The 25,881-nt window shown below is 56.6% G+C and carries 23 protein-coding genes; 13 read left to right on the forward strand and 10 right to left on the reverse strand.

The window, feature by feature from the left end; translation table 11 throughout:
• Positions 1 to 8 precede the first annotated feature (8 nt).
• The 5 genes from AC559G_RS22445 to AC559G_RS22465 form a co-directional block, all read right to left on the reverse strand.
• The gene (locus tag AC559G_RS22445; RefSeq protein ID WP_346081591.1) at positions 9 to 320 is read right to left on the reverse strand and encodes a helix-turn-helix domain-containing protein; all 312 of its coding nucleotides are present in this window, start codon (positions 318 to 320) and stop codon (positions 9 to 11) included.
• Positions 320 to 658 carry a toxin gene (locus tag AC559G_RS22450; protein WP_498914792.1) on the reverse strand — a complete coding sequence of 113 codons (339 nt, stop codon included), beginning with the start codon at positions 656 to 658 and terminating at the stop codon, positions 320 to 322. The genes AC559G_RS22445 and AC559G_RS22450 overlap by 1 nt, the downstream gene beginning before the upstream one ends.
• 505 nt (positions 659 to 1,163) lie before the next feature.
• The gene (locus tag AC559G_RS22455) at positions 1,164 to 1,814 is read right to left on the reverse strand and encodes a GntR family transcriptional regulator (RefSeq protein WP_498914793.1); all 651 of its coding nucleotides are present in this window, start codon (positions 1,812 to 1,814) and stop codon (positions 1,164 to 1,166) included.
• Between the two features lie 132 nt (positions 1,815 to 1,946).
• On the reverse strand, positions 1,947 to 3,389 hold the full coding sequence (locus AC559G_RS22460; protein WP_498914794.1) for a glycoside hydrolase family protein: 1,443 nt from the start codon (positions 3,387 to 3,389) through the stop codon (positions 1,947 to 1,949).
• Positions 3,390 to 3,404: 15 nt separating this feature from the next.
• Positions 3,405 to 5,288 (reverse strand): beta-glucoside-specific PTS transporter subunit IIABC, encoded by a 1,884-nt coding sequence (locus AC559G_RS22465; RefSeq protein ID WP_498914883.1) that lies wholly within the window; start codon positions 5,286 to 5,288, stop codon positions 3,405 to 3,407.
• A gap of 584 nt (positions 5,289 to 5,872) precedes the next feature.
• Here AC559G_RS22465 and AC559G_RS22470 point away from each other — a divergent pair.
• From AC559G_RS22470 to AC559G_RS22500, 7 genes are all read left to right on the forward strand, one after another.
• A complete protein-coding gene (locus AC559G_RS22470; protein ID WP_498914796.1) occupies positions 5,873 to 7,438 on the forward strand; it encodes a BglG family transcription antiterminator in 1,566 nt (521 codons plus the stop codon).
• A gap of 294 nt (positions 7,439 to 7,732) precedes the next feature.
• Complete coding sequence (locus tag AC559G_RS22475) at positions 7,733 to 8,203, forward strand: PTS sugar transporter subunit IIA (protein WP_095847044.1); 471 nt, start codon at positions 7,733 to 7,735, stop codon at positions 8,201 to 8,203.
• A gap of 22 nt (positions 8,204 to 8,225) precedes the next feature.
• Positions 8,226 to 8,540 carry a PTS fructose transporter subunit IIB gene (locus tag AC559G_RS22480; RefSeq protein ID WP_498914798.1) on the forward strand — a complete coding sequence of 105 codons (315 nt, stop codon included), beginning with the start codon at positions 8,226 to 8,228 and terminating at the stop codon, positions 8,538 to 8,540.
• Between the two features lie 24 nt (positions 8,541 to 8,564).
• Positions 8,565 to 9,656, forward strand: coding sequence for a PTS fructose transporter subunit IIC (locus AC559G_RS22485; protein ID WP_498914800.1), 1,092 nt, complete (start codon positions 8,565 to 8,567; stop codon positions 9,654 to 9,656).
• A gap of 11 nt (positions 9,657 to 9,667) precedes the next feature.
• Positions 9,668 to 10,519: a class II fructose-bisphosphate aldolase gene (locus AC559G_RS22490; protein ID WP_498914802.1), complete on the forward strand. Its 852-nt coding sequence runs from the start codon at positions 9,668 to 9,670 to the stop codon at positions 10,517 to 10,519.
• Positions 10,520 to 10,609: 90 nt separating this feature from the next.
• A complete protein-coding gene (locus AC559G_RS22495) occupies positions 10,610 to 11,470 on the forward strand; it encodes a ketose-bisphosphate aldolase (protein WP_121554206.1) in 861 nt (286 codons plus the stop codon).
• 50 nt (positions 11,471 to 11,520) lie between these two features.
• Positions 11,521 to 12,432 carry an ROK family protein gene (locus AC559G_RS22500; protein ID WP_498914804.1) on the forward strand — a complete coding sequence of 304 codons (912 nt, stop codon included), beginning with the start codon at positions 11,521 to 11,523 and terminating at the stop codon, positions 12,430 to 12,432.
• A 51-nt stretch (positions 12,433 to 12,483) separates the two neighbouring features.
• Here the strand turns inward: AC559G_RS22500 and AC559G_RS22505 are convergent, their stop codons facing one another.
• From AC559G_RS22505 to AC559G_RS22525, 5 genes are all read right to left on the reverse strand, one after another.
• Positions 12,484 to 13,968, reverse strand: coding sequence for a sugar ABC transporter ATP-binding protein (locus tag AC559G_RS22505; protein WP_498914806.1), 1,485 nt, complete (start codon positions 13,966 to 13,968; stop codon positions 12,484 to 12,486).
• Positions 13,969 to 14,196: 228 nt separating this feature from the next.
• Complete coding sequence (locus AC559G_RS22510; protein WP_498914807.1) at positions 14,197 to 15,006, reverse strand: SDR family oxidoreductase; 810 nt, start codon at positions 15,004 to 15,006, stop codon at positions 14,197 to 14,199.
• The gene (gene iolE, locus AC559G_RS22515) at positions 15,006 to 15,920 is read right to left on the reverse strand and encodes a myo-inosose-2 dehydratase (RefSeq protein WP_498914808.1); all 915 of its coding nucleotides are present in this window, start codon (positions 15,918 to 15,920) and stop codon (positions 15,006 to 15,008) included. Before iolE ends, AC559G_RS22510 begins: the two co-directional genes overlap by 1 nt.
• Positions 15,921 to 15,935: 15 nt before the next feature.
• On the reverse strand, positions 15,936 to 17,780 hold the full coding sequence (iolD, locus tag AC559G_RS22520; RefSeq protein WP_498914810.1) for a 3D-(3,5/4)-trihydroxycyclohexane-1,2-dione acylhydrolase (decyclizing): 1,845 nt from the start codon (positions 17,778 to 17,780) through the stop codon (positions 15,936 to 15,938).
• A gap of 138 nt (positions 17,781 to 17,918) precedes the next feature.
• Entirely contained in the window at positions 17,919 to 18,866 is a 948-nt protein-coding gene (locus AC559G_RS22525) for a MurR/RpiR family transcriptional regulator (RefSeq protein WP_095847035.1), read from the reverse strand.
• 414 nt (positions 18,867 to 19,280) lie between these two features.
• On the opposite strand from AC559G_RS22525, the gene AC559G_RS22530 reads away from it, so the two are divergent.
• From AC559G_RS22530 to AC559G_RS22555, 6 genes are all read left to right on the forward strand, one after another.
• Entirely contained in the window at positions 19,281 to 20,714 is a 1,434-nt protein-coding gene (locus AC559G_RS22530) for an NAD-dependent succinate-semialdehyde dehydrogenase (protein ID WP_498914813.1), read from the forward strand.
• Positions 20,715 to 20,724: 10 nt separating this feature from the next.
• The gene (locus AC559G_RS22535) at positions 20,725 to 21,543 is read left to right on the forward strand and encodes an HpcH/HpaI aldolase family protein (RefSeq protein ID WP_498914814.1); all 819 of its coding nucleotides are present in this window, start codon (positions 20,725 to 20,727) and stop codon (positions 21,541 to 21,543) included.
• Between the two features lies 1 nt (position 21,544).
• Positions 21,545 to 22,537 (forward strand): hydroxyacid dehydrogenase, encoded by a 993-nt coding sequence (locus tag AC559G_RS22540; RefSeq protein ID WP_498914816.1) that lies wholly within the window; start codon positions 21,545 to 21,547, stop codon positions 22,535 to 22,537.
• A 30-nt stretch (positions 22,538 to 22,567) separates the two neighbouring features.
• Entirely contained in the window at positions 22,568 to 23,563 is a 996-nt protein-coding gene (iolG, locus tag AC559G_RS22545; protein WP_498914818.1) for an inositol 2-dehydrogenase, read from the forward strand.
• 11 nt (positions 23,564 to 23,574) lie between these two features.
• A complete protein-coding gene (locus AC559G_RS22550; protein ID WP_498914819.1) occupies positions 23,575 to 24,690 on the forward strand; it encodes a Gfo/Idh/MocA family protein in 1,116 nt (371 codons plus the stop codon).
• 79 nt (positions 24,691 to 24,769) lie between these two features.
• Positions 24,770 to 25,801, forward strand: coding sequence for an ABC transporter permease (locus AC559G_RS22555; RefSeq protein ID WP_498914821.1), 1,032 nt, complete (start codon positions 24,770 to 24,772; stop codon positions 25,799 to 25,801).
• Positions 25,802 to 25,881 lie beyond the last annotated feature (80 nt).

The raw sequence follows: 25,881 nt of genomic DNA on the forward strand, positions 1-25,881 counted from the left end.
TGGCGGCGCTACAGCGCCGCCAGCTCGTTCAACATATGCGGATTTCGTTCAACCATCTTGATGAGCAAGACGGCCTGTTTATTGGGTTTGGCCAATCCCTGCTCCCAATTCTGTAGTGTGGTTACTCCGGTATGTAGGTACTGTGCGAAAACAGCCTGCGACAACTTCAGTTTTTCACGTACCGCTTTCACCTCTGCTGGCGTCATGGAGACAGGCTTAATGCTGACACGGTGTGTGCGCAGCGTTTTCTTCCCCTCATTAAACTGCCCCCACGCCTCCATGCCTTCTTGCAGTTCGCCAAAAATGTCACGTTCTTTCATCACAGCCCTCGTTTCTTGGCCAGTTCAAGCATTTCACGCAAGCTATCGCGCTGCGCTTTCGTTAAATCGTCTTTCTGGTCTTTGTCATACAGGGTGAACAGCAGGAAGTGGGACTTTTCCAGATACCAGTGGTAGATCACCCGAATCCCGCCACGCTTCCCTTTGTTACGCCTCGCATCGCCAAAACGCACCTTGCGCAACCCACCAGTATGCTGGATCAAATCACCACACGCCGGGTTCTTCAGCAGCATCTGCTGAAAATCACGAAATTCATCATCGGTGAGATACTCGGCACGATGCCGCTCGAACGGCGGTAATTCAATAAATAAGGCTTCCATACCCCCAAACCCCCCTTAACCTGAGGATAAAATACCCCCAATATGGGGATAGTACAACCTAACCTAAAGCACAATTTTTCCCCCTATCCCAATTCCGCACGTTTATCGTACATCCAACCGTTGGCAGGGGGAGAATATTCAGCAAACTTGTCCTGGATAAGTCTTTAATGACCGGACTCGCTGTTTCATTTCCACAGAGCAGCTCGGGTTCGTTAACGGCTAATTTTCGGGTAACTATCAGGAGCTACCTCCATATGTACGTTATTACAGCCCAAACCGTTCACCGTTGTGGGCGTTAATTCAATGAAGCAGTGCAAGAATGGTCAAGGTAAAAGTTGGGGAGATGGTCCTATCCGTTGCGAGAACGTGAACAAATGAGGCTTTCCAGGTGTGTGTTATTGAGGTTTATCGAAATCCCATTCGGGCAAGATGCCGCAATGTAGAACAGCTCCGCTACCAAAGAAAAACGGCGCCGCAGGCGCCGTCATTGCCATAAAAACCTGCGTTACAGACCGCCGCTCAGGCGGTTTAACACAAAGCTGCTCAGGTTCTTCAGGTGAGTACGCACCGCCTCACGGGCAGCTTCCGTATCGCCGGCCAGATAGGCCTGCAGGATAGCCAAATGCTCCTGGCGATCCTCTTCAATGCGGTTAAATGGACTAACCAGCTCGAACAGCCGGCTGTGAGTGCGCGCCTGGGCGATCATGCGGGCCAAAACCGGGTTGCCGGAGGCGTTGGCAAACAGGGTGTGCACCTGATCGTCCACCTGCCAGTGGGCGTTTTCCTGCTGCCCCTGGCTCAACCCGTTGATCTTTTCAATCAACGCGTCGATCTCGCTTTTATCAATTTTATGCATCGCCAGCGCGATGGCTTCCGGCTCCAGCAGCTCGCGCACTTTCATCAGTTGGAAATATTCCTGCGCGCTGACGAAACGCACGGAATAAGAACGCGCGCCGGAGCGAACCAGCAAACCTTCGCCTTCCAGGCGCAGCAATGCCTCACGCAATGGCGTTCTTGAAATATTCAACTCTTCGACCAGCCGCCCTTCCACCACCGGGCCGCCGCTACGCAAAGTTTTTTCCAGAATCATTCTGTGCAAGGCCTGATAGGCCAATTCCCCAAGTTTTTCCGGGGGGTTAGTGTTGTTAGCAGCCACCTGATTACCAACCTTTATGGAAACGTTCGGGGAAGTATACATAATGTGTACAGAAATGAAAACTGAACCGGGCCATAGCAAAGCGGCTCCCCTACCCCTGTTGGTTTGGGGTAGGGATACCGCAGGTAGCGGTTAAAGCGCTTCGCCGTTGGAGGCGATTACACCTTTATACCAATAGAAGGATTTTTTCGGCGTGCGGTTCAAGTTGCCGGTGCCGTCATCGTGCTTATCCACATAGATAAAGCCGTAGCGCTTCGCCATTTCACCGGTGGTGAACGACACCAGATCGATACAGCCCCAAGGGGTGTAGCCCATCAGATCCACACCGTCGATCGCCACCGCCTTTTTCATTTGCTCAATGTGCGCGCGCAGGTAATCAATGCGGTAATCATCCTGGCAGTAGCCGTTGGCATCCGGCTTATCGGCGGCACCCAGGCCGTTTTCCACGATGAACAGCGGCACTTCATAGCGTTCATACAGCGTCGCCAACGCATAGCGCAGGCCGGTTGGGTCAATCTGCCAGCCCCAGTCGCTGGCCTGCAAATAAGGGTTTTTCACCGAATGCGGCGAGCTGCCGTCCATGCTTTCCGCGGTATTGGTGTTGGCCACATCGGCCTTCACCACATTCGACATGTAGTAGCTAAAGCCGAGGTAATCTGCCTTGCCTTCACGCAGGATCCGTTCGTCTTCCGGTTCCATCTGGATATGGTAGCCCTTGGCCGCCCACTCTTTTTTCGCGTAGGAAGGATAGTAGCCGCGGATGTGTACATCGGAAAAATAGAACCGATCGCGCATCGCGACTTCGGCCAGCATCACGTCTTCAGGGTTACAGGAGTACGGGTAGTAAGGCACGAACGAACACATGCAGCCGATGCGCAGATCGGGGTTGATTTCATGGCCCTTTTTCACCACCAGCGCGCTGGCGAGGAACTGATGATGCACCGCCTGATACATCGCCTCTTCCGGCTTCGGCTTTTGGGTAAACTTCACGCCCGAGCACATCCAGCCAAAAATATCGGCATCGACGTTTTTCTGATTGTTGATTTCATTAAACGTCATCCAGTATTTCACTTTGTGTTTGTAGCGCTCAATCACCGTTAGCGAGAACTTCACAAAGAAGTCGATGGTTTTGCGGCTCATCCAGCCATCGTAGTGGGTTGCCAGGTGGTACGGCATTTCAAAATGGCTGAGGGTGATCACCGGCTCGATATTGTATTTCAGCAACTCGTCGATCAGATCGTCATAAAACTGCAGCCCGGCTTCGCAAGGCGCGTTTTCATCGCCATTGGGGAAAATACGCGTCCAGGCGATGCTGGTACGAAAGCATTTGAACCCCATTTCCGCGAATAGCTTAATGTCTTCTTTATAGCGATGGTAAAAATCGATCGCCTGCTGGTTCGGGTAGGCTTCACCGTCGAGCACGCCATCCGTGATCTTTCTCAGCTTGCCGTGGGCGCCGGCGGTCAGCACATCCACCACGCTCACCCCTTTGCCCGCCTGATCCCAGCCCCCCTCCAACTGGTGCGCGGCCACGGCGCCGCCCCACAAGAAATTATCCGGTAATTGGCTTTTCATGTTTTTCTCCCTTACTTAGATAACATTCATTAATGGCTGCCCACAGATAACCGGCCCTTGTGACCGTTCCCGGTTCAGCGTGAAATCATCGCTGTTGACCACCAGCACCGGCGTGGTCAGGTCGTAGCCTTCACGCGCGATCGCTGCCAGATCAAAGGCCAGCAGCGGCGTGCCCGCCTGCACGCGATCGCCGGCTTTCACCAGCGGACGGAAATATTTGCCCTGCAACGCCACCGTATTCAGCCCAACGTGAATCAGCAGCTCCGCGCCGTTATCGCACGCCAGACCAATGGCATGGTGTGATTCAATCAACGTCATGACGGTGGCATCGCACGGGGCGGTTATCGTGCCCTGGGTCGGCTTAATCGCCACGCCATCTCCCAACAGTTTCTGGGAAAAGGTTTCATCCGCCACGCTTTCCAGCGCCACCAGTTCGCCGCTGACCGGGCTTAACAGTGAGATGCGCTGGTGGCTGAGCGGTGCCGCAGCGGGCGCCGTTGGCGCGCCAACCGCCGGGCCGGCGGCGCTTTCGTTTTTCGGATCGTCAAAGCCGACGATCTGGATCAAACCGATGCTGACCACCATCGCCACCGCGCTGCCGGCAAGCTCACCGATAAACGACATCGGCGCCGCCGGGCTAATGGCATTCACCAAGGTAAACAGGCCAGGCAAAGCGGCATAGGCGTAGTACAGCGAACCAAAGAAGCTGGCGACGACGGCGCCGATCGCCCCGCCGATACAGCCGCAGATAAAGGGCTTTTTCAGCCGCAGCGTCACGCCGTAAATCGCCGGTTCGGTAATACCGAATATCGCCGTTACCCCAGCCGACAGCGAGGTGGTTTTCAACTGCCGGTTTTTGGTTTTAATAAAGCAACCGAACACCGCCGCCATTTGCGCCACCACCGCAATGGTCTGGTAGGCCTGGAACGAGTCATAACCCTGGGTATCAAAGTTGGCCATCACCACCGGCGTAATGCCCCAGTGCACGCCAAAAATCACAATGATCTGCCATACGCCGCCAATCACCGCCGCCGCCAACGCCGGGAAGGCGTTAAACAGCGCGTTATAGCCGCTGGCGATGCCCAGCGCGGCGTAGGTGGTTATCGGGCCGATCACCAGCAGCGTCAGCGGCACGATAATCAGGAAACAGATAAGCGGGGTAAACAGGGCGCTGACCACTTCCGGAATGGCTTTTTCCACCCGCCGTTCCACCCAGGATAACGCCCAGACCAGGAACAGCGGCGGCAATACAGACGAGGTGTAAACGGTTTCCGCCAGCGGGAAAAACAGAAAGTGAATACTCTCCCCTTGGGCAATCCGGCCGGCCATCGCCGTCCATTCCGGATTGATCAAGGCGCAGCAGCACAGCACGGCAATATAGGGGTTGCACTTGAAATGGCGCGCCGCGGTGATGGCAATAAACACCGGCAAAAAAGCGAACGGCGTCCAGGACATAAAGTTCAGCACGCCGTAGGTGCCGGTGTCTTTGAAGGTTTCGGCAAACAGCGTAATCACAATCAGCACGCCCTGCAGAATACCCGCGGCGGCCAGGATATACACAATGGGGGCGAACACGGCGGACATGGTGCCGATCACCGCGTCCAACCAGCGCTGTTTCGGCGCCGCTTGCTGTTGGCGCTGCGGATCAACCAAACCGGACATAGCGTTGAACACATCGGCGACGTGGGTGCCGATCACCACCTGGAATTGCCCGCCGCTTTCCACCACGGCGATCACGCCCGGCAGGCTCTGGATCGCCTGTTTGGCGCCGGCCGGGGTTTCATCCAGTACCAACCGCAGCCGGGTTGCACATCGGGAAAAACCCGCAATATTTTTTTCACCCCCGACTTCCCGGAGGATATCCGCCGCCAACTGAACGTAATCCCTGATTGCCGCCATCATGTCACCTCTGTGTGGTTACGATGCATCCCCAATGGGTATCAATCACAACTGAAACCGGTTTCAGTAACAGGATTACGCAAAGCGTACCGCGTCTGCAACCGGTTTCAATCAGCAATGCGGGCTAGATCACAACGTGGCGGGTAGGCTAAAAAACGGGATGAAAGGCATCGTTTTTGTACGGCAGACAATATATTTTGTTAGCGGATAATATTATTATCGGCCAAGATGAGATCGCAGTCACACTTAATGGCCAGAAAAGTGTGATCCAACCGAAATTAATCCCCTACAGTCGCCAACCTTTTAATCCTGTCCCAACCACGGGACAGTTTTTAGTATTGTTGTTATTTACGCCAACTTCTATATTCATTATTACGGAAAAGCGGTAAGCAAGAGCAAATGGACATTTAACGAATAATAATTAACATCTTGTATATACCCAAAATAATTCGAGTTGCAGGAAGGCGGCAACGCAGCGAATCCCCAGGAGCTTACTGAAGTAAGTGACTGGGGTGAGTGAGGAAAGCCAACACACCTGCAGCTTGAAGTATGGCGGGTATAGCGAAGCATAAAAGGGTTATATTATGCACCCACTTACCTCGCGACAGAATAGATTATTGAAATATTTGCTGCAACACCAAACGCATATACCGGTTAAAAATATTGCACAGTATCTGGCTGTCTCAGAAAAGACCATTCACCGCGACATGCAGTTTATTGAAGATTTCCTGGCGGCCTGGAATATTTATCCGGAAAAGAAGGTGGGCGCAGGGATTTTGCTGATCGCCGAAGATGCAAAAAACCTGATTCAACTGGAGCAGCAACTCGCCGCAGACGATGGCTATTCAGACGCGCTGGCCAACAATGCACGCCGGGTGAAAATCGCCTCGCAGTTGCTCAGCGACACGCCGATGGAAACCTCCATCAGCAAGTTAGCCGAGCGCTACTTCATCAGCAATGCCTCGATCGTCAACGATTTAAAGATTATCGAAAGCTGGATCCAGCCGCTGGGGTTGAGCCTGATCCGCAGCCAGAGCGGCACCCATATTGAAGGAAACGAAAACCAGGTGCGCCAGGCGATGGCAACGCTGATTAATGAAGTGATGAACCACAAAGAACCGGGCAGCCTTAACCACTCGCGCCTTGATCCCGGCAGCTACCATGCGCTCATTCACTATTTTGGCGAACCGGACGTGGTGTTTGTTCAGCAGCTACTACAGGAAATGGAACAGCAGCTCTCTTACCCGCTGGGGGAGCCTTATTATATTAATATTTTCACCCATATATTAATTATGATGCACCGTATGGCGCTGGGGAATTCGCTGCCGCTGGGCGAAGAAACGCTGAAAAACCAGGTTGACCGCCCTATATTCAGCATTGCGGAAAGTATGGTTCAACAAATAGAGCAGCGCATTAATAACCGCCTGCCCAATGATGAAGTCTGGTTTATTTATCAATATATTGTTTCTTCCGGCATCGTTATTGAAGAACACGGCGATAATTCTGCCGCCAGGCAGCAATTATCCAATGGTGAATCACGGCGTATGACGCTGAGCCTGATTGATATTTTCTCCGATATGATAAATATCGATCTGCGCTCAGACACATTATTGTATGACGGCCTGCTGATTCATATTAAGCCTTTGCTTAACCGCCTGAAATACCATATTCGCATCCGCAATCCGCTGCTGGAAGATATAAAAAACGAGCTGCACGACATTTACCACATTACCGAACAGGTGACGCAGCAGCTGTGCCAACGTTTTCAACTCCAGCCGATCGCCGAAGACGAGGTGGGCTATCTGACGGTGCATTTCCAGGCGGCGCTGGAGCGGCAAATCGCCCACCGGCGCATTCTGGTGGTGTGTTCCAGCGGCGTGGGCACCTCGCACTTGCTGAAAAGCCGCATCCTGCGTGCCTTCCCGGACTGGATCATCGTCGGCGTGGTTTCGGCCAGCAATATGGCGGCGTTTTGCCTGCAGGAACAGGTGGATCTGGTGATCTCCACCATCCACCTGAAAGAGCAGCAAACGCCCATTGTCTATGTCTCGGCGTTTTTTAATGACGACGACATCAAACGCGTCACGGAAAAGGTGATTGCCAGTCAACTGCATCAGGCGGTGAATTTACTCCCGGCGGCTGAATATTAGGCTGTGTCCCGTAATAGGTCGTGGTGCCGTCGTTGCGTCCAAAGCCCGTCATCAAGGCTGCGGGCGCAGGGCATAGTGGGCCTATGTTCAAGCCCGATAACACAGAGGAGGGGCTTTGGGGCACGCCCCTCCGGGCTGGGGCCATTGGGCCGCGCTTCTGCGTTGCACGCCGTTTATTTGGGCCCGCCAAACTGTACGGCTCGCGCCTTGACGCGCAGCACAATGACCGCCAGCGGCACTCACGCACTATTGCGGGATACAGCCTGGTTCCTTTAATTGTTTGAGGTGAAGTGGATGGACATTAACAAGATTCTCAATGCCAATCGCGTCAAATTAGCCATGACGGCGAAGAACAAAGAAGAAGTTATTCAGGAACTGACCGAACTGCTGTATCAGGACGGCGCCATTACCTGCAAAGACGCCTTTATCCGCGATGTTTGGCTGCGCGAAGCCGAAGGCTCCACCGGTTTTGAAAATCATATCGCCATCCCGCACGGAAAATCCGCCGCGGTGACGCAAACCACGCTGGCCATCGGTCGCACCCGCCAGGACATTCCCTGGGAAACGCTGGATGGCAGCAACGTCCGCTGCATCATTCTTTTCGCCGTGCGCCTGGAAGACCAGAACACCACGCATATCCGCCTGCTGTCGCAGGTTGCCAGTGCGTTGGCCGACGAGCAGGTCATTGCCCGGCTGCTAGACGAGCCAGACCCGGAAAAAATTATTCAATTGTTCAGCCTGTACGCAGAAACAGACCTCTGCTAACCCGGAAAAGACGAGGCATAACATGAAAATAGTTTGTGTAGCCGCCTGCACGGCAGGCATCGCGCATACCTACATCGCGCGCGAAAAACTGATCAAGGGCGCCAGGGCGCTGAATCACGACATCAAGGTGGAAACCCAGGGCACCATCGGCACGGAAAACGCGTTATCCGCCGAGGATATCGCCGCGGCCGACGTGGTGATCCTGGCCATCGACATCAAAATCAACGGGGAAGAAAGGTTCAAAGACAAACCGGTTGTGCGGGTAAAAACCGAGGTGGTGATTAAGTCCCCGGTGAAGTTTCTGGAAAAAGTGGCAGGCTCGCTGGAACGCGCCTGAAGACTAACTTTCGGGAATAACATTATGAACGACAGCAAACATAAACTAGGCCAGGAAATAAAGGGGCACCTGCTCACCGGTATTTCCTGGATGATCCCGCTGATCGTCGCCGCCGGTATCTGTATCGCCCTCGGCCAGGTGATTGGCGGCACCAACGTGGCAGAAAAAACCGGCAGCTTCGCCTGGATGCTCAACCAGATCGGCGGTTGGGGCATGGGGCTGATCGTACCGCTGATCAGCGCGGCGATCGCCTACTCGATCGCCGATCGCCCCGGCTTTGCTCCCGGGCTTATCGTCGGCTTTATCTGCGGGCAGATCCAAACCGGCTTTATCGGCGGCATCCTCGGCGGCTTTCTGGTGGGCTACACCGTGCTGCTGCTGCGCCGCTATATCAAACTGCCGGCCTCGATGCAGGGGCTGATGCCGGTGATGATCCTACCGGTGCTCAGCACCATCATCGCCGGCTTGCTGATGATGACGTTTATCGGCCAGCCGATCGTCTGGCTGCAAAAGGCGCTGATCCACCTGCTGGAATCCATGCAGGGCGGATCGAAGTTCCTGATGGGCGCGATCCTCGGCGCCATGGCCACCTTTGATTTTGGCGGCCCGGTGAACAAAACCATGTCGCTGTTCGCCGACGGCATGCTGGTGGACGGCATCTACGGCCCGGAAGCGGTGAAGTTTGTCGGTTCGATCATCCCGCCATTCGGCATCACCCTCTCCTTCCTGCTGACGCGCCATAAATACACCAAAGCAGAGAAAGAAGCGCTGAAGGCCGCCTTCCCGATGGGGATCTGCATGATCACCGAAGGGGTGATCCCGATCGCCGCGCGCGATCTGCTGCGCGTCGTCGCCAGCTGCGTGGTCGCTTCGGCCATCGCCGGCGGCCTGATCATGGTCTGGGGGGTGGAAGCGCCGGTGCCGCACGGCGGCATGTTCGTGGTGCCGTTGTTCACCAAACCGCTGATGTTCTGCCTGGCGTTGGGCATCGGCACGGCGATCTGCGGCGTGATGCTGTCGCTGCTGAAAAAACGCGTCACGCAGGCGGACGAAGAGTTCGACGATACCGATGACAGCAACGTGCGCGATGAAGACATCAAATTCACCCTTGAATAACAGGAGTGGCTATGTACGCCTCAATGAAAGCCGTTATTGCCGACGCCTATCAGCGGCGGTATGCCGTGCTGGCGATCAACTGTTTCAACCTGGAAACCGCGCGGGCCGCCATCAGCGCCGCCGAGCAGCAGCGGGCGCCGTTGATCCTCAACGTTTACCAGGGGCACAGCGCGCACTTTCCGCCCCCGGTCGCGGTGGCGGTAGTCAGCGCGCTGGCACAGCAGGCCACGGTGCCGGTGGCGCTTAGCCTAGATCACGGCAACGCGTTTGATCTGATCGGCCAGGCATTCCGCGCCGGTTTCAGCGGCCTGATGATCGATGCTTCCAGCCACCCGCTGGCGGAAAACATTCGCCAGACCCGCCAGGTGGTGCAGATCGCCGCCACCGCCGAGGTGTGTGTGGAAGGCGAACTGGGCCATATCGCCGATGCACCGGTTTACGATCTGGCCGATGCCGCCGTGAAGATGACACAGGTAGCGGACGTGCAGCCGTTTATCAGCCAGACCGGTATCGATCTGCTGGCGGTTTCGGTCGGCACCGCGCACGGGCTCTATCCGCCGAACGTCACGCCGCAGATTAACTTTGAGCGCCTGGCCGCGCTGCATGAGGCCTCGTCGGTGCCGCTGGCGCTGCACGGCGGCAGCGGCACCCGCGCCGAAGATATTCGCCGCGTCAGCCAGCACGGCGTGGCGAAGATCAACGTCGGCGCCGCGGTGTTCGCCGCCGGCAAAAGCGCGCTGCAACAGGCCCTGCAACAACACCCGGCCAGCGAACTGGCCGATCTGATGGCGGTGATGGAAGCCGCCAGCCGCGAAGTGGTGTTCGAGTACCTAAGCTGGTCCGGCTCCGCCCAACAAGCCTAAGCCGCGTTTCACACGTTCACGTAAGACCATCGGTGCCCCGCACCGGTGCGGGAAAGCTTTACCCTTAACCAGACACTGAAGGAGAGTAACATGTTGATTTCAATGCACGAAATGCTAAAACCCACCCGCGAGCACCATTTCGCCATTGGGGCTTTCAACGTGGCGGACAGCTGCTTTATCCGTGCGGTGGTGGAGGAAGCGGAATCCACCCATACCCCAGCGATTATTTCGATCCACCCCAGCGAACTGGAATTTGTTACCGACGAATTCTTTGCCTACGTTCGCGAGCGCACGCTGCGCAGCCCGGTGCCCTTTGTGATCCACCTGGATCACGGCGCGTCGATCGCCCATGTACTGCGCGCCATCCAGTGCGGCTTCACCTCGGTGATGATCGACGGCTCGCTGTTGCCCTATGAGGAAAACGTGGCGCTGACGCGCCAGGTGGTGGAGCTGGCGCACGCGGTAGGCGTTTCCGTGGAAGGTGAACTGGGCACCATCGGCGATACCGGCACCACGATCGAAGGCGGCGTCACCAAGGTGATCTATACCGATCCGGCGCAGGCGGAAGATTTCGTCAAACGCACCGGCGTGGATACGCTGGCAGTGGCGATCGGCACCGCACACGGCATCTACCCGAAAGACCTGAAGCCGGCGTTGCAAATGCACATTCTGCGCGACATTGCCGAACGGCTGTCGATCCCGCTGGTGCTGCACGGCGGCTCCGCCAACCCAGATGCTGAAATTGCCGAAGCGGTCACGCTGGGGGTGGGCAAAATCAACATTTCCAGCGACATGAAGTACGCTTACTTCCAGAAGGCGCGCGAAATCTTAAGCCGGGAAACCTGGTGGGATCCGAACGCCATCTACCCGGAACCAATCAAAGCGGCCAAAGCGGTGATCCGCCACAAAATGGCGCTGTTCGGTTCCACCGGCAAAGCCAACCTGTACTAAGCTACTCAAGCCAGGGCAGGCAGGCTCGCCTGCCCTCCACAGGAGGGAAAATGCTGCATTTAGGCCTGGATATCGGCGGCACAAAAATCGCCGCCGCGGTGCTGGATGGGGATGGCGCGCTGTTGCTGCAACAACGCACTGCCACGCGCAAAGAGAGTTACGCGCAGTTCCTGCACGACGTTTGCCAGCTAATCACCACGCTTCAGGGCAAGTTTAACGTTCCGTTATCGATCGGCATTGCTTTGCCGGGCAGCATTTCGCCGCAAAGCGGTTTAATCAGGAATTCCAACATTCTGCCGCTCAACGGCCAGCCGCTACAGCAGGATTTGCAGCAGCGGCTAAAGCAGCGCGTCGCCATCGCCAACGACGCCAACTGCTTCGCCCTGTCTGAAGCCACCGACGGCGCCGGCAAGGGCCACAATAGCGTATTCGGCGTGACGCTCGGCACCGGCTGCGGCGGCGGGCTGGTGATCAACCAGCAGTTGATTACCGGCGGCTACGGCAACGCGGCGGAATGCGGGCACAACCCGCTGCCGGGGTACGATCCGGCCAACGATGGGCCGCCCGTCCGCTGCTATTGCGGGCAGTTCAACTGCGTGGAGTCTTTTGTTTCCGGCACCGGGCTGGCCGAACGCTATAAGCTGGCGACCGGCCGGCAAGCCACACCGCAGGAAATTATCGCGCGGGCGGAAAGCGGCGAAGCCGAAGCGGTACAGCAATGCGCACGCTATCGCGATCGCCTGGCCAGAATGCTGGCGACGATCGTCAACCTGATCGATCCCGGGGTGATCGTCATCGGCGGCGGGCTTTCCAACGCACCGGCGCTGTATCAGGATCTCGCCCCCAGCGTCGGCGCCTATGCCTTTACCGACCGGTTTTGCACCCCGATCGTACCGGCACGGCATGGCGACAGCAGCGGTGTGCGCGGCGCCGCGTGGATCGGCGCGCAGACGAGCCAATGAACTCGTATTATATGCTGCGCCCACCGATGACGGCGGCCGCAGCAGCCTCGATCAACGGGATGCCAACGACAAAATGGTTTCCTGATCCGCCTCTTCCCGGTCAAGAATGCCAGTGATACGCCCTTCATGCATGACCATCACACGGTCGCTCATTCCCAAAATCTCGGGTAATTCAGAAGACACCATAATGATGGCGACGCCGCGGTTCGCCAGTTCACTGATCAGGTGATAAATTTCCGCTTTCGCCCCTACGTCAATGCCACGGGTTGGTTCATCCAGGATCAGGATTTTCGGCTGCGCCAATAGCCAACGGGAAATTAACACCTTCTGCTGGTTGCCGCCGCTCAGGTTATTAATGATCTGATCCATGGTCGGGGTTTTTATATTCAGCCGATGGATTTGGTTCATGCAGTCCTGGGCCATTTTCACGTGTTTGATGAACCCGCTCTTGCCGACATATTCCGGCATATTGACGATACTCATGTTCTCTAATACCGACAGCACCAGGAATAAACCGGACTTTTTACGATCCTCCGTCAGCAGCGCCATGCCGTTATCAATCGCCACCGAAGGAGAATCAATATTGACCGGAACGCCATCAATCAGCACCTCGCCGCTGTCAAAGCGCTCCATGCCAAACAGGCTTTCCATCACCTCAGTACGGCCGGCTCCCACCAGGCCGGCGACGCCGAGGATCTCCCCGCGCCGGACGCTGAAGTTGATATTCTGGAAATGCCCTTGGCGGCATAGATTACGCACCGTCAGCACATCTTCGCCAATGGTGTTATTAAATTTGGGGAACAGCTGGGTTAATTCACGGCCGACCATTTGGGTGATCAACGACTGACGGGTAAACTCCGAAGTCTGCTTACTGCCGAGCCAGGCGCCATCGCGAAAAACGCTGATTTCATCGGTAATGGTAAATATTTCATCCATTTTATGGCTGATATAGATAATGGCTTTTCCCTGCTTGCGTAAATCACGAATAATATTGAAAAGGTGAACAACCTCGCTTTCCGTTAATGCAGAGGTGGGTTCATCCATAATAACCACGTCCGCATCCCATGACATCGCTTTGGCAATTTCCACCATTTGCTGGGCAGCGATGCTCAGCTCGCCCACCATCTTCTGCGGCGATAAACGAATATTCAGCTTATCCAGCAGTTCCCTGGTCTGCTGATTGAGTTTGCGGTGATCGACAAAGCCATACCGCGTGGGCTCACGCCCCAGCCAGATATTCTCCGCCACCGTCATATGGGTGACCAGGTTTAACTCTTGGTGAATCATCGAAATACCGGAGCGCAGGGCGTCCATCGTATCCTGGAACTTCACCGGTTCGCCCTTGATGCGAATAGAACCGGTGTCGGGATGGTATATCCCGATCAGGCATTTCATTAACGTGGATTTACCCGCACCGTTTTCGCCCATCAGGGCATGCACCGTTCCGGGGCGCACGCGTAATGACACATTATCAAGCGCCTTCACGCCGGGGAAAAATTTACTGATGCCTTCAGCTTCAAGGGCAAAAACGTTCATGGTTCAACCTCCGCATAAATCAATGAGCAATGATGATTCTGGTTGAGGTAACTAAACTGAAATCGGTAATCGCCAATAACAGCGTGAGAATAAATGCCGAGAATACAAATTGCAGTTGCACGGCCATATTGCCCATCCGTTGATAAGACAGCGGTGCTGCGGGATATTTTTCTCACTGTCAAAGAAACATAAGCAATCAGCCCGCAACGCAGGCTGATAACATCAGCCTCAGAGCGGCGCCGCGGGCGCCGCCGCCTGATCGTATCCGCCCCAGACCGACTGATCGAACTCCACCACCGAGCCGGTCATCAAACCGGACTCGTCGCTCGCCAGGAATGCCACGGCGCGCGCCACCTCTTCCGGCTGGATCAACCGGCCAAACGGCTGCGCCGCCGCCGCTTTCTCCAACCAGTTATCCTCGGCATTGTGATACGTCTTCATGATTCGGTCTTCGCCTTCCGACGCCATCCAGCCGATATTCAACCCATTGACACGGATGCGGTTGCGCAGCAGCGCATAGGCCGTATTGCGCGTTAGCGTCGCCAGCGCCCCCTTCGAAGAGCAATAGGCGGCAATAAACGGCTGGCCGGCGAGCGCGGACATCGAGCAGATATTCACGATGCTGCCGTTAATCTTTTCGCGCCGCATGACCTTAATCGTTTCCTGCATCAGGAAAAAAGGGCCGCGCACGTTAGTGGCGAAAATGCTATCAAACAGCTCAGGTTCGGTATCAAGAATCGTGCCGCGGTCGGTCATACCGCCGGCGTTAACCAGAATATCCACCCTGCCATACCGCTCATCTGCCGTGGCGATCACCCGGCGGCAATCTTCAACCTTAGACAAATCCGCACGGACGAAAGCGACACTGCCGGTGTTTTCATTATTCAGCCGTTGTGCGATCTGTTCGCCCTTCTCCTGATTACGCCCACAAACGATCACTGCGGCGGCGCCCTGTTGTGCAAAATGGCGCGCTATCGCGGCGCCGAGTCCCTGCGTGCCGCCGGTGACGACGGCGACCTTACCGTGCAACTGCCCCATTAGAATGCTCCTTTAATCAGGGTGTACCCTGCTTTGTCCAACGCAGAACAAAGCGTCTTGTAACCAATTTGCGCATACTCCAGCGGCGGCGCCTTGGCCGGATCCTGCTCCGCTTCCACCACGAACCAGCCCTCATAGCCTATTTGCGCCAGCTTGTTGATAATGGTGCTGAAATCAATCATGCCGTCGCCGGGCACGGTGTAAATGCCTTTTAAGACGGCATCAAGGAAGGAGTCACGCTGCCAGTTCAACGCTTGCAACACCGCCGCGCGCACGTCTTTGGTGTGGACGTGATTAATACGCGCGCCGTGTTTTGCCAGAATGGCCAGCGGATCTACACCGGCAAACACCAGGTGGCCGGCATCAAACAGCAGCCCCACCTCCGCCGAAGTGGCCGCCATTAAACGATCGATATCGTGTTCGTCTTCAATGGCGGTGCCCATATGGTGATGGAACGCCAGCGGGACGCCAAAATCACGACAAAATGCGGCAAAGCGCGACAGTTTTTCCGCATATGCCTGCATCTGTTCGTCGTTAAGACGGCGGCGCTTCGCCAACGGCACATCCTGCCGATTCTGTATGGTTCCGGCGGTTTCGCCGTAAACCAGGCACGCCGCGCCGCAATCGCGGAATAACTGCAACTGCGGCAACGCCTTTTTAATCTCTTCTTCGACGGTATTGTCCAGCAGTGTGCCGGAGTACCAGCCAGAGACCAGCTCAAGCTGATATTCGCGCAATACGGCGGACAGTTCGGCCGTGGTTTTGGGGAATTTGCCGCCCGTTTCAACGCCCTGGAAACCGGCCTGGCGACTCTCCGCCAGACAGATGGTCAGCGGCGTGTCGCCGCCCAGTTGCGGGAGATCGTCATTAGACCAGGCGATAGGGGCAATACCCAGTTTTGCTTTAAGCACCATGTGAAGTTCTCCCGATTAAATGCCTATACGTTGTTTTTGGCGGCCTTGAAGATGTTCCGCATACGCCTGATTCACGCTTTCGCGGGCGCTGACTTCAGGTACGCCGACATCCCACCACGCGTCGCCCGGCGTCCAGTCGGCCGGATGGGTGGCAATCGAAATCACCGTAGTACGATCGTTGCCTTTCGCCCAGCGGATCGCCGCCTCCAGCTCATCCAGTGAGGTGACTTTCCGCGCCAGCGCCCCCATGGCCTGCGCATGGGCGACAAAATCGACGTGGAACGGCTCCTTCACGCGGCAATCTTTCAGCAAGTTATTGAACGACGCGCCGCCTTTGGCGTTCTGCAGGCGGTTAATCACGGCAAAGCCGCCGTTATCGCACACCAGCAGAATGAATTTATGGCCGGCCAGCACGCTGGAATAGATATCGGAATTCATCATCATGTAGGTGCCATCGCCAATCATCACGAAAACGTCCCGATCCTGGCGCGCCATGGCCGCCCCCCAGCCGGCGGAAAGCTCATAGCCCATGCAGGAAAAACCGAATTCGCAATCGAAAGTGCCGGCATTTTTCACCCGCCAGCCTTTCACCAGCTCCCCCGGCAGGCCGCCCGCCGCGCTGATGATGTAGTCTTCCGGCGCGGCAGCCGCATTCACCACGCCAATCACCTGCGCATAGGTAGGCTCGCCTTCCGTCACCGTGCGCGCCTGCCTTTGCGCAATCAGCGCATTCCATTTGGCGAATTCCTCACGCCCCTTCTCCAGCCAGCCATCGCCGGCCTTCCACTGCCCTAACGCCTGGTTCAACTCGGCAATCCCTTCGCGGGCGTCGCACACCAGGGGGATGGCAAAGTGCTTATGCGCATCGAAACGGGCCGCATTCAGCGAGATAAATTGTGCTTTATGTTCAAAGACCGTCCAGGAACCGGTCACGAAATCCATCAGCCGCGTTCCCACGGCGATCACCACATCCGCGCTGGCCGCCAGGGCGTTGGCCGAGGTGGAGCCAAGAATGCCGATCGGCCCGATATGCACCGGGTTATCGTGCGAAAACGTCCCCTTTCCGGCGATGGTTTCCGCCACCGGAATGCCGTGGGCGACAGCGAACTGTTCCAGTTCAGCCTCGGCCTGCGAATAACGCACGCCGCCGCCGGCAATAATCAGCGGCCGCTTGGCGCGCTTCAGGCATTCCACCGCGCGGGCAAGCAGTAAACGGTCAGGCCGTGGGCGCGGCATCAGGTGCTGGCGCGGCGCGAAGAATGCTTCCGGGAAATCCCATGCCATCTCCTGCACATCCTGGCAAACGCCGATAAAGGCCGGGCCGCAATTCCCCGGATCCAACAGGGTTGCCACCGCCTGCGGCAGGGAAGAGAGAATTTGCTCGGGATAAGTGATGCGATCCCAATAGCGCGAAACGCTTTTAAACGCATCGTTGACGGTTTGCGTCGGATCGCTGAAGTGCTCCACCTGCTGCATAACCGGATCGGGATGACGGCGGGCAAAGCTGTCGCCGCAAATCATCAGCAACGGCAGGCGGCTGGTATGCGCGACACCCGCTGCGGTCAACAGATTGGTGGTCCCAGGGCCGATTGACGCCGTCACCACCATAATCTGCCGGCGAACCATCGCTTTGGCGAACCCCACCGCCGCGAATGCCATCGACTGTTCATTCTGGCCACGCCAGGTCGGCAGCGTGTCCTGCGCGGCTTCCAGCGCTTCCCCCAAACAGGTCACATTGCCGTGGCCAAAAATGGCGTAAACACCGGGGAATAGCGGCACTCGCTTGCCGTCTATTTCGGTAAACTGGTTGCTCAGATAGCGAACTATTGCCTGAGCCGTCGTGCAACGAATCGTAGCCATATCTTCACTCACTCTTAGTAGATGCCATGCAGCAGCATCGCGTTTCGATCGGCAACATAAATTGCCGAATACTAGACACGGCAATAAAAGTTGCAATTTCTGGCGATAAAGCTCCCGCATGAGCGCGGGCGGGAGCGGTTAAGACGGATTACTACGTTTGCGTTTGCGCTGGGTTTCCGCGCGTTTTTCGCGTTCCGTAATGGTTTCAATGCGCGGCTGCGTGCCCGCAGGCTGCAGCACCGCCGCCAATGCCATCGCAATGCTTTGCACCAAACAAACCGGCGCCGCCAGCGAACGTGAGAAGCTGTACTCCTCTTCCGGGATGGTGAACAGCACCTTGGCGTTCTTCGCCAATGGCGATAACGGGCTGTCGGTGATCGCCACCACCGGTATGTGGCGGCCACCGGCATCATCGGCAATGGCGACCACCTCTTTGGCATAATGACGAAACGCAATGGCGATCAGCACATCGTTGTCGCGCATACATTTCGCCATCTGCGGCGCCAACCCGCCGGCGGAATCCAGCAGGATCACCTGGCGATTGAGCATCGTCAGCAGATAACGCAACAGCGAGGCGATCGGCTCAGAACGCAGCTGGCCGGCGATATAGATAGTCCCTGCCGCCTTCAGCAAGGCGGCGGTGGTATCCAGATCGGCCTGCGTCACGCTACCCAGCAGTTCCTGCAACGTTGCGATATCGCGGATCACCAGGCTTTGCAGAAAACCATGGCTGCCCTTTTGTTCATTCTTGCGCAGGTCATTTTCCAGCGCGGTAATCCGCTCGTTATACCCCGGCGCGGCGGTTGCAAGGCGCGTCTGAAAGACGCTTTGCATCTGCTTAAAACCGCTGTAGCCAAACACCTGCGCAAAACGCACCAGCACCGAAGGGTGCACGCCGCATTTCGCGGCAACGGCATTAATCGACTCCAGCGCCACGGTGTTCGGATTCTGGGTGATGTACCGCGCGGCCTGCTGATGGCGTACCGACAGCTGTGGATAGCGCTGAGTAATTTCATCCACAATCTGCTCGTAGTTTTCATGGGGCAGTGATTTCGCTACGGCCTCACGCTTCTCGCTTTTACTCATCAATCATTCCTTTGCAGCTCAACTGCTCAACTCACCGGCCCGCAAACGCAATAAAAATTGCAATTTAAAGTTTTATGCAATTAGTTCTAACGCATTTGCAACAACCTGGGAAAAACTCTTCGCGATATTTGTGATTCGCTTCTAAAAATTAACATTTCATTATCATTTTCATGCCAAATCAGACCAGTGAAAATAACACTAACCATTGATTAATAAATGAAAAAATACAAAACACCTCAATTTGACCTCATCGCTCGCACCACGTTGCAATTTTTATTGCCAAGAAACTAGTATTGCAACTATTGATGCTTTTGCGGTTTTTTTGCTCAGTCGGCGAACCCCAACAGCGAACCCGTATTCAGGTTTACCGCATATCGGCGACGCCTGAAACAGATGCCGGAGGATCGAAACATCATGTATCAAGATTTTGGACAATTCATCAATGGCCAGTGGTGTACAGGCAGCAGCCAAGAAGCCGTGATCGTGACCGATCCGGGCAATGGCAAATCGCTGGGAGAGATTCCGGCTGCCACCGCGGCGGACACACTGAAAGCGCTTGCCAGCGCGGAACACGCTCTGGGCAGTTGGAAGGCGACCCGGCACTGGGCGCGCGCCGATTTACTGCAAGACGTGGCGCGCCACATGGCGCTTTGCACCAACGACGCTATTGAGGTGATATCGAAAGAGAGCGGAAAACCGCTGGCACAGGCCAAACGCGAGTGGGAATTGTCCATCGATCAGTTCGTTTGGTACGCCGAAGAGGCACGCCGCATTTATGGCCGCATTGTTGAAAGCCGCGCGCCCGGCGGGCGTTGCGAAGTGCTGCACGAACCGGTCGGCGTTGTCGCCGCCTTCACCGCCTGGAATTTCCCGGTGGTGCTGGTGGCACGCAAGCTTGCCCCCGCGTTGGCGGCCGGCTGCACGGTGGTGCTGCGCCCGTCCAGCGAAGTGCCCGGCTCCGCCATGATGATTTTTGAATGCCTGCGCAAGGCCGGCCTGCCCGCCGGCGTGGCGAACCTAGTGGTCGGCGCCACGGCGGACACCTATGAACCGCTGATCGCCTCCCCGATCGTCAAAAAAGTCTCATTAACCGGCTCCACGCAGCTAGGCCAACAGATGATCCGTGATTCGGCGGCCACCATTAAGCGCCTAAGCATGGAGTTAGGCGGCAACGCACCGGTCATCATCTATGAAGATGCCGATCTGGAAACGGCGCTGGATCTCTCCGTCGCAACCAAATTTGCCAACTGCGGCCAGGTTTGCGTCACCTGCGATCGCTTTTATGTCCACGCAAGCCGCTATGACGACTTTGTGCAGGGCTTTGCCGAGCGCGCCAGCAAGCTGAAAGTGGGTTACGGCCTGAAAGAAGACACGCAGGTGGGGCCGCTTATCAATCTGCGCCGCCTCAAGGCCATTGAAGCCATCGTCGAGGATGCCCGCAGCAAGGGGGGCCGCATCGTCACCGGCGGCCAGCGCATCGCCCTGGAAGGAGGGTTCTTCTATGCCCCCACGGTGATTACCGACGTGCCGGACGACGCGCTGGCCATCGCGGCGGAAAACTTCGGCCCTATCGCCGCCATCACATCATTCAGCGACAGTGAAGATTTATGGCGCCGGGTGAACAACTCTGAGTTTGCCCTCGCCGCCTACGCCTTCACCCGCGATCCGGCCCGCATCCGCGAAACGGTCGCACGCCTGGAATCCGGCATGGTAGGCATCAACAGCTATGCATTGGCCGCCGCCGAAGTGCCTTTCGGCGGCATCAAAGCCAGCGGCATGGGGCGCGAAGGCGGCAGTGAAGGCATTCATGACTATATGAACGTCAAGCTGGCCCAAATCGTGGTGTAAGGAGCGGGTGATGAAACAGAACAACATCAAAACATGCTGGAATGACGGGCGCACAGTGCTCAACGGCTGGTTGAGCATCGCCAGCGCCTTCACGGCAGAAATCATGGCGGAACAGGGTTACGACGCGCTCACCATTGATTTGCAACACGGTTTCGTCGGCTACGAGCAGGCGACGCATATGCTGCAAGCCATGCGCGCCAGCGGCGTGGCGCCAATGGTGCGCGTGCCATGGCTGGAGCCGGGTATCATCATGAAAGCGCTCGACGCGGGCGCCTGGGGCATCATCTGCCCGATGGTGAACACTGCGCAACAAGCCCAAACGCTGGTTTCCTGCGTGCGCTATCCGCCCACCGGCAGCCGCAGCTTCGGGCCAACGCGCGTCAGTTTCTCCGCCGGCCAGGATTACGGCCAACACGCCGACGATCAGGTAGTGTGTTTCGCCATGATTGAAACCGCCGAAGCGGTGGCAAACCTTGACGAGATCGTCGCCACACCCGGCCTTGACGGCGTGTATATCGGCCCTGCCGATTTAACACTGGGACTGACCGGGCGGAAATACCGCACGGGATTTGACCGCACGGAGCCGGAAATCGTCGAAACCATCAAACATATCCTGCATACCGCGCACCGCGCCGGCAAAAAGGCCGGCCTCCACAACGGTTCGGCGGCCTACGCCGCGCAGGCGGCGGAATGGGGGTTCGATTTGGTCACGCTCTCCAACGATGTACAACTGCTGCGTTCCGCCGCCGCGGCCAGCGTACAACAATTCCGCGAACGCAACGGCAACGGGCCTGCGGCCGGCCGGCATGACCAGCCGGGAGGATACTGAGATGGCTAATATTCTGGTCGCCGGCAAAATCCATCAGGCCGGCCTTGAGATTCTGCACAATGCCGCGGGCTTCCACATAAAACAGGTTTCCGAGATCAGCGTGGATAGCTACACGCCGTTCCTCAACGACGCCGATGCGTTACTGATTCGCACCCAGCCGTTAACCGCGCGCGAAGTCAACGCCGCGCCCAAGCTGCGCATCGTTTCCCGCCACGGTGTGGGCTACGACTCGGTGGATGTTGACGCCTTAACCGCCCGCAATATTCCGCTGACCATCGTCGGCGACGTCAATTCGCTTTCGGTGGCCGAACATACCCTGTCGCTGCTGCTGGCGCTGGCAAAACGCGTCTGCTATTTCGATCGCAGTGTCCGCGAGGGGCATTGGAATCGCCGCAACAGTTTTTCCGCCGTTGAACTGGCGGGAAGAACACTGTTTATCCTCGGCTTTGGCCGCATCGGCCGGGAGGTAGCGAACCTGGCAAAAAATTTCCGCATGCAGATCATCGCTTACGATCCCTTCCTGCCTGACTCGGTGTTCGCCGAGCACGGCGTAAGGCGGATAACCGAGATCGCGGCCGGCTTGCAGCAGGCCGACGCCGTGACGGTGCATCTGCCGCTGAGCGGCGATAAACCCCTTATCGGCGCGGTGGAACTGTTGCAGATGAAGCACGGCGCACTGCTGATCAACACCGCACGCGGCGGGATTGTGGATGAAGAGGCGCTCGCCAGGGCGTTGCAAAATGGCGCGCTTGGCGGCGCAGGACTGGACGTGTTGCAGGACGAACCACCCCGCCTGCACTCAGCCCTGCTGGCGCAAACCGACCGCCTAATACTCAGCCCGCATTCGGCGGGCCTGACCGAAGAAGCGGCGATCCGTATGTCGGTGTGTGCGGCGACAAACATCGTCACGTATTTCAACGGCCAACTGGATACTGAACTGGTGGTGAATAAGCAGGTTCTGCAGCTTAACAAGCTGATGAGTCAACAGCCCTGAGAACAATAACGCCTCTTACCGGAGAATATCATGCTCAAGATTGCCATCCTCGGCGCCGGCCGCATCGGCCAGGTGCATGCAGCGAACGTTGCACGCCATCGCGATGCTCAACTGGCGCTGGTTGCCGATCCCTTGATCGACAACGCCAGAGCCCTCGCCGCGCAATATGGCGGGAAGGCGGTGAACAACCCGCTTGATGCGATCAACCATCCCGATATTGATGCGGTGGTGATCTGCTCCCCTACCGATACCCACGTCGAACTCATGCTGGCGGCCGCCAGCGCCGGCAAAGCCGTGCTGTGCGAAAAGCCGGTCGATCTCGACATCGGCAAAGCCCTGGAAGCCGAACGTGCGCTTGGCCAGCACGCCCGGCGCGTCATGCTGGGGTTCAACCGCCGCTTTGATCCCGGTTTTAACGAAATCCATCGGCGTATCCGCAACGGTGACATCGGCGATCTGCATCAGGTGATCATCACCAGCCGCGATCCGGGCCTTGCGCCGATGAACTACCTGAAACACTCCGGCGGCATCTTCCGCGACATGGTGATTCATGATTTCGATCTGGCGCGCTGGATACTCGGTGAGGAACCAGTAGAAGTATTCGCCACCGGCAGCCGCCTGTTCGAACCGGCGCTGGAAGCGTTGGGCGACTACGACACGGTGATGGTGCAGTTGCGCACCGCCTCCGGGAAACAGTGCCAGATCAACTGTAGCCGCCGGGCGGCGTATGGCTATGACCAACGCCTGGAGGTTTTTGGCGCCGGCGGCATGATGCTGAACGACAATCAGCGCGAAACCACCGTGCGCCACTTCGGCGCACAGACGACGGAAGCCCGCGGCCCGCTGCTTAACTTCTTTATGCAGCGCTACAGCGAGGCTTATCACCTTGAAATGGAATCATTCATTTCTGCCATCGGCAACGATGGCGCAGTACCGATAACCGTCCACGACGGTTGTCAGGCGTTAAAACTGGCGGATGCCGCGCAGCGCTCTGCGGACACGCTTACGGTTGTCAACGTGAATTGAGGAACACCACGATGCGCAAGTTAGGTATTGGCCTGATTGGCACGGGCTTTATGGGGCGTTCACACGCCATGGCATGGAAATCGGCCGCTTCATTTTCGGGCGATGTACAGCCGGTGCTGGTCAGCGTGGCGGACATTGATAGCGACGCGGCGCAGCGCGCCCAGCAACAGTTCGGCTTCCAGCGCTGGACGAATAACTGGCAGGATCTGATTCACGATCCGGAGATTGACGTCATTTCCATCACCACGCCCAACCGTTTCCACGCCGAACAGTCTCTCGCCGCGATTGCCGCTGGCAAACATGTGCACTGCGAAAAGCCGCTGGCGCCGGACAGCGCCACCGCGGAACGCATGTATCGCGCCGCCGAGCAGGCCGGCGTAGTCACCCAGGTGGGGTTTAACTACATCAAAAACCCGCTGCTGAAGCTGGCCAGGAAGATGATCGCCGAGGGCGATCTGGGTGAGATTACCGGTTTCAGGGGCATTCATGCCGAAGATTTTATGGCAAGTCCGGCGGTTCCGTGGTCGTGGCGGGTCGATCCGGCCGGCGGCGCAGGCGCGGTTGCCGATCTGGGCAGCCATATTCTCAGCATGGCGCGTTTTCTGCTCGGCCCGGTGACGGAACTGTTCGCCGATCTGGAAACGGTGATCACATCGCGCCCGGAAAACCCCGGCGCCACGGTGCGCAAAGCGGTGGAAGTGGATGACATCGCCCGGCTGACGGTGAAATTCGCCCGCGGTTGCAGCGGCCATATCGAAGCGAACTGGATCGCATCCGGGCATAAAATGCAGTTGGGCTTTGAAATCACCGGCACCCAAGGCGCGCTGATCTTCAATCAGGAACGCTTCAATGAGTTGCAATATTTCCGCTTCTCGGAAACGGAAAATACAAACGGCTTTATCACGCTGGTAGCGGGGCCGGAGCATTATCCTTACGGCCTGTTCTGCCCGGCACCGGGGCATCAGCTTGGCTTTAACGATCTTAAGACGATTGAAATGCTGGAATTTATTCACGCTATCACCGATGGCAATATCGCCGGCCCGGATTTCAAAGAAGCCTTTGAAATTCAGAAACTGGTTGATGCCGCGATTGCTTCTTCCCGAGAAAGAAGCTGGATAACCCTCTAATTCACGCATCACGTCAGGCAGGGAGGTCTGGCTCTGGCTTTATGCTTCTGCGTACTGAAAGAAATACGAGGAGAATGTTATGTCTGACAGTAATTCAACTGAAGTCAATGAAGTAAAACCTTCATTTAACTGGCAGTCTTTGCGCCGTAGCCTGCCGAAAGATACCGGCATATTTGTTGTTATGGTATTAATCGCTCTCGTATTTGAATGTGCGGGATGGTATTTACGCGATCAATCTTTTCTGCTGAATACCAACAGATTGCTCCTGATTATTTTGCAGGTCGCCATCATCGGCATTATCGCCGTCGGGGTGACTCAGGTCATTATTACCGCCGGCATCGATTTATCCTCAGGCTCATTGATTGCGTTAACGGCCGTTATTTCCGCCAGCCTGGCACAAACCTCGGACAGTATCTCACCGGTTTATCCTTCACTGGTGGATTTACCCGCTATCGTTCCGATCGCGGCCGGTATTGGCGTTGGGATTATCTGTGGCTTTATCAATGGAATATTAATTACCCGAACGGGCATTCCTCCCTTTATCGCCACCTTGGGGATGATGGTTTCCGCCCGCGGCCTGGCGCAATATTACACCCAGGGCAACCCGGTCAGTTTTCTTTCCGACAGTTTTACCGCTATTGGTCAGGGTGCGATGCCGGTGGTGATATTTCTGCTGGTGGCCTTCGTATTCCATGTGGCGCTGCGCTCCACGCGTTACGGGAAATACATCTATGCCATCGGTGGGAATATTGTTTCGGCGCAGGTTTCCGGCATCAACGTGAAGAAATACCTGGTGCTGGTGTATACCATTGCCGGCGGGTTAGCCGGTTTAGCCGGCGTGGTGCTTGCCGCACGCGTCAGCAGCGGGCAATCCAGCATGGGGGTTTCCTACGAACTTGATGCGATCGCCGCCGCGGTGATCGGCGGCAGTAGCCTGATGGGCGGCGTTGGCCGCATCACGGGGACGCTGATTGGCGCGTGCATATTGGGTTTAATTAAGAGCGGTTTCACCTTTATTGGTATTGATGCTTATATTCAGGACATTATTAAGGGGATTATTATTGTGAGTGCGGTCTCTGTTGATATGTATCGTAACAAGAAAAATCGCTAAGTCGTCGGCATTGTAGTCAAAGCAGTAAACCCTACGAAACGTATTTTGATAATAAAACCTGAGACGTCAGATCTATTCTG

It is taken from the genome of Gibbsiella greigii (genome assembly GCF_039540155.1).
Classification (GTDB): Bacteria; Pseudomonadota; Gammaproteobacteria; order Enterobacterales; family Enterobacteriaceae; genus Gibbsiella; species Gibbsiella quercinecans.

Coding starts and splice junctions, on each gene's coding strand:
- AC559G_RS22445 (WP_346081591.1), bottom strand. CDS start 320: ATGAAAGAACGTGACATTTTTGGCGAACTGCAAGAAGGCATGGAGGCG.
- AC559G_RS22450 (WP_498914792.1), bottom strand. CDS start 658: ATGGAAGCCTTATTTATTGAATTACCGCCGTTCGAGCGGCATCGTGCC.
- AC559G_RS22460 (WP_498914794.1), bottom strand. CDS start 3,389: ATGAAAAGCCAATTACCGGATAATTTCTTGTGGGGCGGCGCCGTGGCC.
- AC559G_RS22465 (WP_498914883.1), bottom strand. CDS start 5,288: ATGGCGGCAATCAGGGATTACGTTCAGTTGGCGGCGGATATCCTCCGG.
- AC559G_RS22470 (WP_498914796.1), top strand. CDS start 5,873: ATGCACCCACTTACCTCGCGACAGAATAGATTATTGAAATATTTGCTG.
- AC559G_RS22475 (WP_095847044.1), top strand. CDS start 7,733: ATGGACATTAACAAGATTCTCAATGCCAATCGCGTCAAATTAGCCATG.
- AC559G_RS22480 (WP_498914798.1), top strand. CDS start 8,226: ATGAAAATAGTTTGTGTAGCCGCCTGCACGGCAGGCATCGCGCATACC.
- AC559G_RS22485 (WP_498914800.1), top strand. CDS start 8,565: ATGAACGACAGCAAACATAAACTAGGCCAGGAAATAAAGGGGCACCTG.
- AC559G_RS22490 (WP_498914802.1), top strand. CDS start 9,668: ATGTACGCCTCAATGAAAGCCGTTATTGCCGACGCCTATCAGCGGCGG.
- AC559G_RS22495 (WP_121554206.1), top strand. CDS start 10,610: ATGTTGATTTCAATGCACGAAATGCTAAAACCCACCCGCGAGCACCAT.
- AC559G_RS22500 (WP_498914804.1), top strand. CDS start 11,521: ATGCTGCATTTAGGCCTGGATATCGGCGGCACAAAAATCGCCGCCGCG.
- AC559G_RS22505 (WP_498914806.1), bottom strand. CDS start 13,968: ATGAACGTTTTTGCCCTTGAAGCTGAAGGCATCAGTAAATTTTTCCCC.
- AC559G_RS22510 (WP_498914807.1), bottom strand. CDS start 15,006: ATGGGGCAGTTGCACGGTAAGGTCGCCGTCGTCACCGGCGGCACGCAG.
- iolE (WP_498914808.1), bottom strand. CDS start 15,920: ATGGTGCTTAAAGCAAAACTGGGTATTGCCCCTATCGCCTGGTCTAAT.
- iolD (WP_498914810.1), bottom strand. CDS start 17,780: ATGGCTACGATTCGTTGCACGACGGCTCAGGCAATAGTTCGCTATCTG.
- AC559G_RS22525 (WP_095847035.1), bottom strand. CDS start 18,866: ATGAGTAAAAGCGAGAAGCGTGAGGCCGTAGCGAAATCACTGCCCCAT.
- AC559G_RS22530 (WP_498914813.1), top strand. CDS start 19,281: ATGTATCAAGATTTTGGACAATTCATCAATGGCCAGTGGTGTACAGGC.
- AC559G_RS22535 (WP_498914814.1), top strand. CDS start 20,725: ATGAAACAGAACAACATCAAAACATGCTGGAATGACGGGCGCACAGTG.
- AC559G_RS22540 (WP_498914816.1), top strand. CDS start 21,545: ATGGCTAATATTCTGGTCGCCGGCAAAATCCATCAGGCCGGCCTTGAG.
- iolG (WP_498914818.1), top strand. CDS start 22,568: ATGCTCAAGATTGCCATCCTCGGCGCCGGCCGCATCGGCCAGGTGCAT.
- AC559G_RS22550 (WP_498914819.1), top strand. CDS start 23,575: ATGCGCAAGTTAGGTATTGGCCTGATTGGCACGGGCTTTATGGGGCGT.
- AC559G_RS22555 (WP_498914821.1), top strand. CDS start 24,770: ATGTCTGACAGTAATTCAACTGAAGTCAATGAAGTAAAACCTTCATTT.